This is a genomic window from Mycolicibacterium monacense (assembly GCF_010731575.1).
Taxonomy (GTDB): domain Bacteria; phylum Actinomycetota; class Actinomycetes; order Mycobacteriales; family Mycobacteriaceae; genus Mycobacterium; species Mycobacterium monacense.
On record NZ_AP022617.1, the window covers coordinates 3,361,184 to 3,374,500 of the forward strand.

At 67.7% G+C, this 13,317-nt stretch carries 15 protein-coding genes; 7 read left to right on the plus strand and 8 right to left on the minus strand.

Annotated features, from left to right (window positions below):
- Nucleotides 1-22: 22 nt before the first annotated feature.
- Entirely contained in the window at nt 23-970 is a 948-nt protein-coding gene (locus tag G6N49_RS16165; RefSeq protein WP_011855055.1) for a diacylglycerol/lipid kinase family protein, read from the plus strand.
- Nucleotides 971-1,215: 245 nt separating this feature from the next.
- Nucleotides 1,216-1,470 carry a transcriptional regulator WhiB1 gene (gene whiB1, locus G6N49_RS16170; protein ID WP_011558794.1) on the plus strand — a complete coding sequence of 85 codons (255 nt, stop codon included), beginning with the start codon at nt 1,216-1,218 and terminating at the stop codon, nt 1,468-1,470.
- 176 nt (nt 1,471-1,646) lie between these two features.
- Here whiB1 and G6N49_RS16175 read toward each other — a convergent pair whose 3' ends face one another.
- Both G6N49_RS16175 and G6N49_RS16180 read right to left on the minus strand, forming a co-directional pair.
- The gene (locus G6N49_RS16175) at nt 1,647-3,137 is read right to left on the minus strand and encodes a two-component system sensor histidine kinase PdtaS (protein WP_011855054.1); all 1,491 of its coding nucleotides are present in this window, start codon (nt 3,135-3,137) and stop codon (nt 1,647-1,649) included.
- Between the two features lie 28 nt (nt 3,138-3,165).
- On the minus strand, nt 3,166-3,381 hold the full coding sequence (locus tag G6N49_RS16180) for a biotin/lipoyl-binding carrier protein (protein ID WP_011558792.1): 216 nt from the start codon (nt 3,379-3,381) through the stop codon (nt 3,166-3,168).
- A 156-nt stretch (nt 3,382-3,537) separates the two neighbouring features.
- Here G6N49_RS16180 and G6N49_RS29865 point away from each other — a divergent pair, with 156 nt between their 5' ends.
- Nucleotides 3,538-3,630, plus strand: a complete 93-nt coding sequence (locus G6N49_RS29865) for a 50S ribosomal protein bL37 (RefSeq protein WP_003882799.1) — start codon at nt 3,538-3,540, stop codon at nt 3,628-3,630.
- A 91-nt stretch (nt 3,631-3,721) separates the two neighbouring features.
- On the opposite strand, the gene rsrA is transcribed toward G6N49_RS29865, so the two are convergent.
- Together rsrA and G6N49_RS16190 are read right to left on the minus strand one after the other, a co-directional pair.
- Complete coding sequence (gene rsrA, locus G6N49_RS16185; RefSeq protein ID WP_011855053.1) at nt 3,722-4,015, minus strand: mycothiol system anti-sigma-R factor; 294 nt, start codon at nt 4,013-4,015, stop codon at nt 3,722-3,724.
- Nucleotides 4,012-4,641, minus strand: a complete 630-nt coding sequence (locus tag G6N49_RS16190) for a sigma-70 family RNA polymerase sigma factor (RefSeq protein ID WP_167535197.1) — start codon at nt 4,639-4,641, stop codon at nt 4,012-4,014. The genes rsrA and G6N49_RS16190 overlap by 4 nt, the downstream gene beginning before the upstream one ends.
- 176 nt (nt 4,642-4,817) lie before the next feature.
- Between G6N49_RS16190 and G6N49_RS16195 the strand changes: the two genes are divergently transcribed.
- Nucleotides 4,818-5,336 carry an aminoacyl-tRNA deacylase gene (locus G6N49_RS16195; RefSeq protein ID WP_011855052.1) on the plus strand — a complete coding sequence of 173 codons (519 nt, stop codon included), beginning with the start codon at nt 4,818-4,820 and terminating at the stop codon, nt 5,334-5,336.
- Here G6N49_RS16195 and catC read toward each other — a convergent pair.
- From catC to G6N49_RS16215, 4 genes are read right to left on the minus strand one after another with little or no spacing between them, the layout of a single operon-like run.
- Nucleotides 5,329-5,607, minus strand: a complete 279-nt coding sequence (gene catC, locus G6N49_RS16200; RefSeq protein ID WP_011855051.1) for a muconolactone Delta-isomerase — start codon at nt 5,605-5,607, stop codon at nt 5,329-5,331. The two genes, G6N49_RS16195 and catC, sit on opposite strands and share 8 nt — an antisense overlap.
- A complete protein-coding gene (gene catA, locus G6N49_RS16205) occupies nt 5,607-6,470 on the minus strand; it encodes a catechol 1,2-dioxygenase (protein WP_011855050.1) in 864 nt (287 codons plus the stop codon). Before catA ends, catC begins: the two co-directional genes overlap by 1 nt.
- A gap of 30 nt (nt 6,471-6,500) precedes the next feature.
- A complete protein-coding gene (locus G6N49_RS16210; RefSeq protein WP_011855049.1) occupies nt 6,501-7,604 on the minus strand; it encodes a mandelate racemase/muconate lactonizing enzyme family protein in 1,104 nt (367 codons plus the stop codon).
- On the minus strand, nt 7,601-8,521 hold the full coding sequence (locus tag G6N49_RS16215; RefSeq protein ID WP_011768125.1) for a LysR substrate-binding domain-containing protein: 921 nt from the start codon (nt 8,519-8,521) through the stop codon (nt 7,601-7,603). Before G6N49_RS16215 ends, G6N49_RS16210 begins: the two co-directional genes overlap by 4 nt.
- A gap of 203 nt (nt 8,522-8,724) precedes the next feature.
- Here G6N49_RS16215 and benA point away from each other — a divergent pair, with 203 nt between their 5' ends.
- From benA to benC, 3 genes are read left to right on the plus strand one after another with little or no spacing between them, the layout of a single operon-like run.
- Nucleotides 8,725-10,113, plus strand: coding sequence for a benzoate 1,2-dioxygenase large subunit (gene benA / locus G6N49_RS16220; protein WP_011855047.1), 1,389 nt, complete (start codon nt 8,725-8,727; stop codon nt 10,111-10,113).
- Nucleotides 10,114-10,115: 2 nt separating this feature from the next.
- Nucleotides 10,116-10,637 carry a benzoate 1,2-dioxygenase small subunit gene (gene benB / locus G6N49_RS16225; RefSeq protein ID WP_011855046.1) on the plus strand — a complete coding sequence of 174 codons (522 nt, stop codon included), beginning with the start codon at nt 10,116-10,118 and terminating at the stop codon, nt 10,635-10,637.
- A gap of 11 nt (nt 10,638-10,648) precedes the next feature.
- Nucleotides 10,649-13,294, plus strand: a complete 2,646-nt coding sequence (gene benC / locus G6N49_RS16230; RefSeq protein WP_083044670.1) for a benzoate 1,2-dioxygenase electron transfer component BenC — start codon at nt 10,649-10,651, stop codon at nt 13,292-13,294.
- The last annotated feature ends 23 nt before the right edge of the window (nt 13,295-13,317 follow it).

Consider the following 13,317-nt stretch of genomic DNA (forward strand, 5'->3'; position numbering starts at 1 on the left):
TTCGCGGTTAGGCTCATGCCTCGTGCGTGCCGTGCTGATCGTCAACCCGAACGCGACGTCGACCACCGCGGCAGGGCGCGACCTGCTCGCCCACGCGCTGGAAAGCCGCACCGAGCTCTCGGTCGTCCACACCGACCACCGCGGCCACGCCATCGAGATCGCCCAGGATGCGGCCGCCGACGGGGTCGACGTGCTCATCGTGCACGGCGGGGACGGCACGGTGAACGAGGTCGTCAACGGTGTCAAACGCGGCCGCGAAGCAGGCGCACCGGCCGTCGGTGTCGTCCCCGGCGGATCGGCCAACGTCTTCGCCCGCGCGCTCGGTATCAGCCCCGACCCGATCGAGGCGACCAACCAGCTCGTCGACCTGCTCGGCGAGTACCGGCGCACCGGGGTGTGGCGGCGCATCGGGCTGATGGACTGCGGGGAGCGCTGGGCGGTGTTCACCGCGGGCATGGGGGTCGACGGCGACGTGGTGGCCGCGGTCGAGGCGCAGCGGGCCAAGGGCCGCAAGGTGTCGGCGTCGCGCTACATCCGCGTCGCAGTGCGCGAAGTGCTGGCCAGCGTGCGCAAGGAGCCGACGCTGACGCTGCACATGCCCGACCACGAACCGGTCGGCGGTGTGCACTTCGCGTTCGTGTCGAACTCGAGCCCATGGACCTACGCCAACGCGAGGCCGATCTGGACCAACCCGGGTACGACCTTCGAGACGGGGTTGGGGGTGTTCGCCACCACCAGCATGAACGCCTGGGCGAATCTGCGGCTGGCCAGGCAGATGTTCGCCCGCGTACCCGACCCGGTGGCGCGTCACCTCATCCGCGACGACGACGTCGCGTGGATCCGGATCACCTCGGATGTGCCGGTGGCCTGCCAGATCGACGGGGATTACATCGGCCCGCGCGAAACGATGACGTTCACCTCGGTACCCGACGCTCTCGGCGTGGTCGCGCCGGCGGCAAAAACGCCCTGAGCTGCGCGTGGTGGACTCACGGCAAAAATTTAGGGCGTAAGTGTGTTGAGTGTAGTACGAACGGGTAAGTGGACCTCTAACGCGGCTCCCCAGTGACATTGCCCACGTGTTAACGCGCATCTCTTGACATCCGTCGAGCCTGTGAAAACATCGGATGCAACAGTGCAGAAACAATTCGTGTGCACGCGTTAACAGCCGAAGAAAAGCTCGTGCGCCCTGCTGCGCACATAGTGAGGAGTTAAACAATGGATTGGCGTCACAAGGCCGTCTGTCGCGACGAGGATCCGGAGCTGTTCTTCCCGGTGGGGAACAGCGGGCCCGCGCTCGCCCAGATCGCCGACGCGAAGCTCGTATGCAACCGTTGCCCCGTCACCACCGAGTGCCTGAGCTGGGCATTGGAGTCCGGTCAGGACGCCGGTGTGTGGGGTGGCATGAGCGAGGACGAGCGTCGCGCCCTCAAGCGTCGCAATGCCCGCACCAAGGCCCGCAGCGGAGTCTGACCGCTCCGCAGCATCAGTGAAGGCCCCGGCGAAAGTCGGGGCCTTCACTGTGTCCGGAACCACAATTCAATTCCCGCGCAGCCATTTCTGTGAATCCGGATTACTGCGCGGCTCGGCCGCCCCCGCCTACTGCGCGGCTCGGCCGCCCCACCTACTGCGCGGCTCGGCCGCCCCACCTACTGCGCGGCTCGGCCGCGGCGACCGATCGGGACCCGCAGCACCACATCCGTCCCCCCACTCGGCACGTCATGCATCCCGAGCGATCCGTCCAACTCCGCCGACACCAGCGTCCGCACGATCTGCAACCCCAGCCGGTCGGACTTCTCCAGGCTGAAGCCGGCCGGGAGACCGCGCCCGTCGTCGTGCACCACCACGTCGAGCCACCGCGCCGAGCGCTCGGCGCGGATCGTGACGCTGCCCTGCGCGGTGCTGGCATCGAAGGCGTGCTCGATGGCGTTCTGCACCACCTCTGTGATCACCATGATCAGCGCCGTCGCCCGATCGGCGTCGAGCACGCCGAGGTCACCTTCGCGCTTGATCCGGATCGGCGGGCCGACGCTGGCGACATCGTTCATGATCGGCAGGATGCGGTCGACGACCTCGTCGAGGTTGACCTCCTCGTCCACCGACATCGACAGCGCGTCGTGCACCTGGGCGATCGACGAAACCCGCCGCACGGACTCCATCAACGCCTCGCGCCCCTCGGCGTTGTTCGTGCGACGGGCCTGCAGACGCAGCAGTGCGGCCACCGTCTGCAGATTGTTCTTGACCCGGTGGTGGATCTCACGGATCGTCGCGTCCTTCGACAGCAGCGCACGGTCGCGCCGCTTCACCTCGGTCACGTCGCGGATCAGCACGGCCGCGCCCACCGCCGCGCCGTGCACCACGAGCGGCATCGTGCGCAGCAGCACCGCCGCACCGCCGGCATCGACCTCCATCCGCATGCTGGAACCGCCGGCGAGCGAATCCCGCACATGGTTGGCCAGTTCCTGCGCCTCGAACGGGTCGGAGATGAGCGGACGCGTGACCGCCACCAGGTTGTGGCCCTCGAGGTCGGCGGTCAGCCCCATCCGGTGATACGCCGAGATCGCGTTGGGGCTGGCGAACACCACGTTGCCCGCGCCGTCCAACCGGATGAAGCCGTCCCCCACCCGCGGACTTGAACGTGACATGGCCAGGTCACCGACGTTGGGGAAGGTCCCCTCGGAGAGCATGATCAGCAGATCGCCGGCGCAGTCCAGATAGGCGACCTCCAGCGGACTCGCGGTCCGCCGAGCCGCCAGGGCGGTCTGATGGGTCAGCACCGCGACGACGTCTTCGCGGTAGCGCACCGGCACTGCCTCGACGTTCAGGCCGGGCGCGTCGTTCTGCGCGGCAGGACCTTCCCGGCCGATGATGCCCGACTCGAAGGTGGCCGTGACCAACGGCATGGTCTCGGGGATCGCAGTGGTCCCCACCGCGTCGGCCAACAGGACGGTGGCGGCGGTGTTGGGCCTGACCTGCGCCACACAGACCAGCACCCCGTCGTCGCGGCGCACCCACATCAGGTAATCGGCGAAGGACAGGTCGGCCAGCAGTTGCCACTCCCCGACCACCGCATGCAGATGGTCGACGGCGTTGCCGGGCAGCACGGTGTGCTCGGCGAGCAGGTCACCGAGGGTGGACATGTCGCTCTACCGGGGGGCGCTGAATGCGCTAGCTGATCACCGCGATGAGGTGTCCGGCCTGGATGACGTCACCCTCGGACACGTTGACCTTCGTCACCGTGCCGGCCACCTCGGCGAGCACCGGAATCTCCATCTTCATGGATTCGAGCAGCACGACGGTGTCACCCTCGCCGATCTGATCGCCTTCGTGGACCACGACCTCGAGCACACTGGCCACGATCTCCGCGCGAACATCCTCGGCCATCTTCACCCCACTCATCTGCTGCTGTTGCCGCTCTATCGAACCACAACCCCGCGTCGTCGGAGCATCCACGGGGCCGTGAGACAATGACATGCAACCGCCCGCGTGCCGCGGGTCGGAGATATCCCGACCATTTCCGAGACCACATGGAGGACCCCCATGGCCAAGCGAGGCCGCAAGAAGCGCGACCGCAAGCACTCGAAGGCGAACCACGGCAAGCGACCCAACGCCGGTTCGAAGTCGGTGCGCTGACCCTCACCGCACTGCGGGTAGTACGAAACTACGGTTGTTGACGGATCTCGAGAGAAATCCGTCAACAACCGTAGTTTCGTCGTACCTGGGTTCAGCTGCGGTAGATCGTGGTGCGGCTGATCTCGATGCGCAGCCGCTCACGTAACCGGTCCGGCGCCTTCTCCCCACCGCACTTGACGGCGATGAGGCGCTTGACCCGTTCCTCCACGCCGTAATGACGCAGGCACGCCGGGCATTCCTCGAGATGGTGCTTGAGCTTGTCACGCGTCTCCGGGGTGCACTCGCCGTCGAGCAGCGTCCACACCTCCGCGATGACGGCGGCGCATTCGGGATGCTCCGGGTCGACCGGGCCGACCGGCGGGGTCCACCGCTCTTCGTCACTCACGACGACACCTCCTCGGGCGCTTGCGCACCGCGGAGGAACCCGCGGTCTCGGGCGACATCGGCGAGCAGCTCACGAAGCTGCTTGCGGCCACGATGCAACCGGGACATCACGGTCCCGATGGGCGTATCCATGATCTCCGCGATCTCCTTGTACGGGAATCCTTCGACGTCGGCGTAGTAGACCGCCATCCGGAAATCCTCCGGTAGCGCCTGCAACGCCGCCTTGATCTCCGTGTCGGGCAGCGATTCGAGCGCCTCGACCTCGGCAGACCGCAGCCCCGTCGACGAATGCTCGGCGTTCGCGGCGAGCTGCCAGTCCGTGATCTCCTCGGTGGGGTACTCCGACGGCTGGCGCTGCTTCTTGCGGTAGCTGTTGATGTAGGTGTTGGTCAGGATGCGGTACAGCCACGCCTTGAGGTTGGTGCCCTCACGAAACGACCGGAACCCGGCATAGGCCTTGACCATCGTCTCCTGCAGCAGATCCTCGGCGTCGGCGGGATTGCGCGTCATGCGCAGCGCGCCGCCGTAGAGCTGGTCGAGCAGCGGTATCGCATCGCGCTCGAAACGCGCCGTCAGTTCGGCGTCGGTTTCCTGTCGTTCGGCCGCCGCACCGTCGATGTCGGTCATCGTGGTCGACACCGTCCCTTCTGTCGCGGCGCCGTCGAACAGGCCCGGCAGATCCACCGGACGATCCAGGCAGGCCGTTGGCACCAGAGTCCTCCCTTGATCCTAGAGGTTGTGACCGACACGTTCTCGGCTGCGTGCGCACCCGAAGTCTTTCCCAACAACAGCAGGACCGCGCGATGTTGTTCCCAGCCACCTCTAAGCTGACCGGCGTGCGCGCAGCTACACCGGCGATCGCCGCTCTGGTCTCCGACGGAGCGCCGCATGAGGTCCTGCAGTACCGGCACGACCCGCGCGCCGGCTCGTACGGGGACGAGGCCGTCGCGGAACTCGCCGAAACGGGCATCGACGCCCAGCAGGTGTTCAAGACACTGGTGATCGCGGTCCCGAAGGGCCTGGCGGTGGCGGTGCTGCCGGTGCCCGCCAAGCTCTCGCTCAAGGCGGCGGCCGCGGCGCTCGGTGTGCCGAAGGCGGCGATGGCCGAGCGGGCCGCCGCGGAACGGTCGACGGGTTACGTCCTCGGCGGCATCTCCCCGCTCGGTCAGCGTAAACGGCTGCCGACGGTGATCGATTCGTCGGCGCTCCAGTGGGACCGGGTGTTGTGCAGCGCCGGTAAGCGGGGACTCGAAATCGCCGTGGCGCCAAACGATCTCGTCCGGCTGACCGACGCGGTGACCGCGGACATCGCCGTCATTTGACGTCGGAGGGGTGCCGGGCCAGCGGCGTGACGTGGATGTCCATGTAGGGGAACAACGGCAGGGCCGAGATCAGCTCGTGCAGTTCATCGTTCGACTCGACGTCGAAGACCGAGAAGTTCGAGTACTCACCGGCGATACGCCAGATCTGCGGCCACTTCCCGGCTCGCTGCAACTCCTGGGAATAGGCCTTCTCGCGGGAGACCAGGTCGATGCGCGCCTGCGGATCGAGGTCGTGCGGGATCCGCACATCCATTCGTACGTGGAACAGCATCAGCGCACCGGATCGAGGACGAAGTCGTAGACGACTGCCTCGCTGCCGTCGGGCTGTGGCACCGGCGCCAACACGAGTTCCGGTTTGACGGCGGTGGCGATGTCGTCGTCGTTGTGCGGATCCCCGGGGAAGTACAACTGGGCGGTGAGCAATTCGTGTCCGGGCGCGGACACCTTGACGTGCAGATGGGCCGGTCGCCAGGCATGCCATCCCGCGGCGGCGATCAGCTTGCCGCACGAACCGTCGGTCGGGATCTGGTACGGCGCAGGACGGATGGTGCGGATGCGGAAAGCGCCGTCGGGTCCGGTCGTGAAGCTGCCCCGCAGGTTCCATTGCGGAAGGCCAGGGGCGAACTGCGAATAGAAGCCGTCCGCATCGGCGTGCCACAGCTCGACCTTGCCGTTCAGTGGTGTGCCGTCGGTGGAGGTGATCGTGCCGTTCCACACCAGCGGGGTGCCCTGCTCGTCGGGGCGCATCGGCATCTCACCGTCCGCGCCGAGATCGGGCGAGTTCGGCACGTAGTAGGGGCCCTCGATGCTGCCGCGGTTGCCGCTGCGGTGGGAGGTGGCCACGTCCTCGACCGCATGCTCGACCCAGGCGTCGAGGAACAGCGGCCATTCGCCGTCCTCACCGACGCCGATCAGCCACGCCTTGAGCGCGTTGTACTCGTCGTAGGTGACCTTGTGCCTGCGGACCGTCTCGTGCACGGCCGTAAGCACTTCACGGGCCAGCAGGTCGACCCGCTCACGCGGGGTGTCGCGGACCGCGTCGTAGGGCGACTTGTCGGCGCGGAAGCGGTCGGTGGCCGAGGCGCCGGACGCCGCGGCGGTGGCGGTGGGAACCGGGGTGTCGAAGGTGGTCATCGTCGTACTCCTTGGTGGTGGTTGCTGATGTCAGTGGTCGGTGCGGTAGCGGGCGAGTTTGTCCGGGTCGACCTCGATGCCCAGGCCGTTGCCCGCGGGACGCCGCAGGACGCCGTCGCGGATGTGCAGTCCCTCGGTGAGCAGGTCGTCGCTCATGTCGAGGAAGTTCGACAGCTCACCGGCGTGGCGGGCGGTGGCGGCGAACGCGGAGCCGAAGGCGACCGCGCAGGCCGTGCCGATCTGGCCGTCGATCTGGTTGCCGATCACCATCTCGACGCCGAGTCCCTCGGCGAGGTGGTGCACCCGCTGGGACTGGGTGAAGCCGGTACGCGCGGTCTTGATGCTGATCGCCGTGGCCGACCCGCCGAGCAGTTCGCGGGTCACGTCGGCGGGGGTCGGCACGGATTCGTCGGCGATGAACGGTATGTCGATCTGTCCGACGAGGCGCCGCCGGCCGAGGACGTCGTCGGCGGGACACAACTCCTCGGCGAACAGCAGGTCGAGGTCGGCCATCTGCTTCATCGCCCGTAGGGACTCCGACGCGCTCCAGCCGCGGTTACCGTCGACGTAGAGTTCGACGCCGTCGCCGAAATGCTCACGCAGCGCCCGCACGACGGCGGTGTCGAGCGAGACCGGACGGCGGCCGACCTTGACCTTGAAGGTGCGGATGCCGAATGTGTCGCGCATGCGCTCGGCCTCGGCCACCATCGCTGCCGGGCTGTCGAATCCGAGCATGTGGCTCACGCGCATACGGTCGGTGAACCCGCCGAGCAGATCGCTGACCGGCAGCCCGAGGGTGCGGCCCAGGGCATCCCAGATCGCCATGTCCACTGCGGATTTGGCGGTGGGGTTGCCGACGGTGCGGCTCAGGCGCGCGCCGACGACCTCGCGTTCGGTCAGGGTGAGACCGACCACCTGCGGAGCGAAGATCCGCTCGATGACCGCGACGATGCCCGCCTGGGTCTCGCCGTAGGTGAACGGCCGCGGTGGGGCCTCGGCGACGCCGACGACCCCGTCGTCGGTGTGCACCCGCACCAGAACGTGTTCGGCGTCGGTGACCTCGCCCGAGGCGAACTTCAGGGGTTTGGTGTAGGGAATGGCGAACGGGATCGCGTCCACCCGGGTGATCTTCACAGCGGCCTTCCGGTTGGCATCGAATCGGCGATCGCGTGGACGGAGAAGGCGGCGGCGAGCACGCCGACCACGGCCTCGACCAGAGGGTCGTCCTCACCGCTGCGCCAGGCCAGCGCCAACTCGATGGTCTGGGCGTCCAGCAGGTCGCGGAACACGAGCCCCTCCAGGGGAAGTGCCCGAACCGACCCCGGGACGACGGCCACTCCGAGACCCGCGGCGACGAGCGAGAGCAGGACCGCGGTACCGGGCGCCTCGTGCTCGCGGTGCGGAACGAAACCGGCCTGCCGGCAGCTGCGGACGACGGCGTCGTTGACCGCCGAGTGGCGGCTGGCGTAGGCGATGAACGGCTCGCTGCGCAGGTCCGCCAGTGAGACGACCGGTTCGACGGCGAGCCGGTGGTCCACCGAGACGGCGAGCACGAGCGGTTCGACGTCGATGGTGCGCAACTCGATGCCCTGCCCCACCGCCGGCGGGCGAAGCACGCCGAGATCTATTGCACCACTGCGTAACCCGTCGCACTGATCGGGCGTGAGAAGATCCGCCCGGATCTGGAGGGCGACATCGGGCAACTCACGCCTGACCACCCGCGCGATGCGCGGCAGATGCGAGAAGGCCGCGGTGCCGGTGACCCCCAACCGGACCAACCCGCTGCGTCCGGCCGCGATGCGTCGTACCCCTCGAACGGCATCGTCGACCCCGGTCAGTATTCGGGCCGCCTCACCCTGCAGGAACTCCCCCGCCGCGGTCAGCGACACCTGCCGCGTGGTCCTGTTGAAAAGGGTGACGCCCAGCTCGTCCTCGAGTTGCCGGATCGCGTACGACAGCGCCGGCTGAGCCACATGCAGCTGATCCGCGGCCCGGCCGAAGTGGCACGTGTCGGCGACGGCGGCGAAATACCGCAGATGACGCAGCTCCATGAGTGTCTCGATTCTGAAAGTCACAGCTCCGGGCGGATGTGACCGGCGCCACGGCCCAGAGTATGGCCGCGATCCATACCGGACAAGGACTTGTTTTCGGCCTATTGATCCATCGAGTCGATCAATCAAGCCCTGGGACAGGACTAGGCATCACCCTGGTGTGACGACAGACACGTAGTGCCAGTGTGCAGGGAACACGTCACATGGAGGCACCGATGAGCGCACCGACAGCCGAACCCCGCAGTCACCTCGAGACCGTCCTGGCCGATGCGGTGATCGACGACCACGCGGCCGGGATCTACCGCACCAACCGGCGGATCTTCACCGACGAGGACATCTTCGAACTCGAGATGAAGCACATCTTCGAGGGCAACTGGATCTACCTCGCCCACGAAAGTCAGGTCGCCGAACCGGTCGACTACTTCACCACGTACATGGGCCGCCAGCCCGTCGTCATCACCCGCGACAAGAATGGGGGCCTCAACTGCCTGGTCAATGCCTGCGCACACCGCGGGGCAATGGTGTGCCGACGCAAGACCGACAACCGGATGACGCTCACCTGTCCCTTTCACGGGTGGACCTTCCGCAACGACGGGACCTTGCTCAAGGTCAAGGATCCCGAGGGGGCCGGCTACCCGGCGACGTTCGACGTCGACGGCTCGCACAACATGACCAAGGTGGCCCGGTTCGACAGCTACCGCGGATTCCTGTTCGGCAGCCTCAACCCGGACGTCGTCCCGCTCCTCGAGCACCTCGGTGACACCACCAAGGTCATTGACATGCTCGTCGACCAGTCCCCCGACGGCCTGGAAGTGTTGCGCGGATCGTCGACCTACACCTACGACGGCAACTGGAAAGTACAGGCGGAGAACGGCGCCGACGGTTATCACGTCACCGCGACGCACTGGAACTACGCCGCGACCACCTCACGGCGCAACACGGGCGAGTCCGCCAACGACACCAAGGCGCTCGACGCCGGCAGCTGGGGGAAGTCCGGCGGCGGCTACTGGTCCTACCCGAACGGCCACCTCTGCCTGTGGACATGGGCGGCCAACCCCGAGGACCGCCCGCTGTGGGACCGGCTCGACGACCTCAAGAGCGTCCACGGCGCGGCCAAGGGCGAGTTCATGGTGAAGGGTTCACGCAACCTGTGCCTGTACCCGAATGTGTATCTGATGGACCAATTCTCGACGCAGATCCGCCACTTCCGGCCGATCGCGCCGGACAAGACCGAGGTCACCATCTACTGCATCGCCCCCAAGGGTGAGAACGCCGATGCCCGCGCCAGGCGCATCCGCCAGTACGAGGATTTCTTCAACGCCTCGGGCATGGCCACCCCGGACGACCTCGAGGAGTTCCGCTCCTGCCAGCTGACCTACCAGGCCACCGCCGCCCCGTGGAACGACATGAGCCGCGGTGCGCAGCACTGGCTGTCCGGACCCGACGAGGTCGCCGAATCACTGGGGATGCACGGCGTCATCTCCGCGGGCGTGCGCAACGAGGACGAGGGCCTCTACCCCGTCCAGCACGGCTACTGGCTGCAGACCATGCGTGCGGCGCTGGCCCACAACGAGACCGGATCGGAGAAGTGACCATGGCCAGCCAAACCACCTCAGCACCAGCCACACTCATCAGCCAGAACATGATCGAGCAGTTCCTCTACCGCGAGGCGCGCTACCTCGACGACCGCGAGTTCGAGAAGTGGCTGGGCTGCTACGCCGACGACGTCGTCTACTGGATGCCGTCGTGGGCCGACGACGACACGCTGGTGGAGGATCCGCAGCGGGACATCTCGCTGGTCTACTACGCGAACAAGGGTGGCCTCGAAGACCGCGTCTTCCGAATCCGCACCGAACGCTCCTCGGCCACGTCACTTCCCGAACCACGCACCAGCCACAACATCAGCAACGTCGAGGTCATCGAACGCCGCGGCGACCTGGTGGACGTCCGGTTCAACTGGCACACCATGTATTTCCGGTACAAGACGGTCGACCCGTATTACGGCACCTCCTTCTACACCATCGACTTCTCCGGTGATCATCCGCTGATCCGTCGAAAGACCGTGGTGCTCAAGAACGACTACATCCACCACGTCGTGGACATCTACCACTTCTAGAAGGCCACGCCATGACATCCACCGAGTCCCGCACCCACCAGGTCGCCCTGTCCTTCGAGGACGGCGTCACCCGGTTCATCAGCTGCCGCGACGACCAGACCGTCGCCGACGCGTCCTACCGTCAGCGCATCAACATCCCGCTGGACTGCCGTGACGGCGCCTGCGGAACCTGCAAGGCGCTCTGCGAATCCGGCACATACGACGGCGGCACCTACATCGACGACGCCCTGCCCGCCGACGAGGCGGCCGCCGGCTACGTGCTGCCCTGCAGCATGCGTCCCCGGTCGGATCTGGTGCTGCAGATCGCCAGCAGCTCAAAGGTGGCGAAAACGGCGGCCGCCACGTTCGAGGGCACGCTCGTCGAACTGCATCGGCTGTCGCCGACGACCGTGGCCTTCGGTGTCGAGATCCCCAACCGCGAGGACCTCGCCTTCCTGCCCGGCCAGTACGTCAACGTCGCGGTGCCCGGGACGGACGTGGCGCGGTCGTACTCGTTCAGCAACGCCCCGCACGAGCAGCGGCTCACCTTCCTGGTGAAGCTGACCCCGGGGGGCGCCATGTCCACCTATCTCGCCGAGCGGGCCGCGGTCGGTGACGCGATCACCTTCACCGGCCCTCACGGCTCCTTCTTCCTGCGCGAGACCGAGCGACCGGTCCTGCTGCTGGCCGGTGGCACCGGTCTCGCGCCCGTCCTGTCGATGCTGCGCACGCTGCGCGCGGCGCGCAGCCCGCGAAAGGCGCACCTCGTCTACGGGGTGAGCTCGGACGCCGACCTCGTCGAACTCGACACCCTGCGTGCGGTGGCCGCGGACCTGCCCGGCTTCACCTGGGACCACTGTGTGGCCGACCCCGCGAGCACCGCCGCGAACAAGGGCCCTGAGCGGGCCTACGTCACCAGCCTGATCCGGCCCGAACACCTCTACGACGGCGACGTGGCCGTCTACCTGTGCGGACCGCCGCCGATGGTCGAATCGGTGCGCAAGCACGTCGCCGCCGAAGGGATCGAACCGTTCGGCTTCTACTACGAGAAGTTCGCGCTGGCCGCACCCGCTGCGGAAACGTCGGCGGCCGCTGCGCCCGCGTCGGTCGCCCCCGCACCGCGGGAGGCGTTGAGGTTCGCCCCGGACGCTCGTTCGGTCGCGGGCCGAACCGTGTTCCGCGACACCTCGATCGGACCGGCGCCCGGAAACGTCACCGCAGCCGATGACGGGGACACCGCCCGTCGGATCGCCGGCCAGCTGATCGGCGTCTCCGGCGGCGGAACCGCACCGGCGACACCGCTCGACGACGACACCGCCCTGATCGACGGTGCGGACCGGGCCGTGGCCGGCCAGCACCTCTTTCCCGCCCAGACCGCACCCGCACCGCCCGAGGTCGCCCCGGACGGCTACCAGATCGGGGAGGAGCATCCCGAACTCCACGAATCCGACGCGATCTTCCAGGCCCGCGAGGCACTGGAACTGGGTGCCCTCGAGCTGACGATCGGTCGATTGAGCCCGTCGCAGCTGACCGGGTACCGGCTGCTCGCCGAATCCACGCTGGCCTACGTCGACGGCGACCGATTCGTCGACGCGGCCCAGTACACCGAGACCAATGCCGCGTTCCACGACCACCTGTTCACCCTCACCGGCAACGACCACCTCCTGCAGGCCTACCAGGCGTTGGGTGTGAAGGCCCGGATGAGCGATGTGCTACGCAACGCCACCTGGTGTCACCCGCTGTGCGCGCAGGACCACGTCGACATCGTCGCGGCGTTCGACGCCGGTGACCGAGTCGCGGCGCGGTCGTTGATCGCGGCGCACGCCGAACGATCCAAGCAGACGATGCGCCGCGCGATGGCCGACGCCCGGGCCGCCCGGCGCCCGAGGTTCGTCACGCCGGGCCGGTTCGCCGGCAAGGTCGTGCTCGTCACCGGCGCCGCTCAGGGCATCGGTGAGCAGACCGCGCGCCGCATCAGCGCCGAAGGTGGCCGACTGGTACTCGCGGACCGCTCGGAACTGGTCAAGGAACTGGCCGACGAACTGGCCGCCGGCGGACCGGACACCCTGCCGGTGACCACGGACCTCGAACACCCCGACGGTGCCGAAAGCATGGTGGCGCAGGCGTTGTCGGCGTTCGGCCGCATCGACGTGTTGATCAACAACGTCGGCGGCGCGATCAACTTCAAACCGTTCATCGAGTTCACCGACCGCGAGATCCGCGCCGAGGTCGACCGTTCGCTGATGACGACGCTGTACGCCTGCCGCGCAGCACTGCCGTCGATGGTGTCGCGCGGTGCAGGCGTCATCGTCAACGTCTCGTCGGCGGCCACCCGCGGGATACACCGCATCCCGTACTCGGCGGCGAAGGGCGGCATCAACGCCATCACCGCGTCACTGGCCGTCGAGTACGCAGGCGACGGCATCCGGGTGGTGGCCGCCGCCCCGGGCGGGACGGCAGCCCCGCCGCGGCGGATCTCGCGCGGCACACCGGACTTCGCAGGCGAGACCGAACGCGCCTGGTTCCAGGCCCATGTCGACCAGACCGTGGACTCGTCGTTGATGAAGCGGTACGGGACCCTCGACGAACAGGCGGCGGCCATCTGCTTCCTGGCCTCCGACGAGGCGTCCTACATCACCGGTTCGATCCTGCCGGTCGCCGGCGGTGATCAGGGCTAACGGCGGGCGGGGCGCGCCTACGA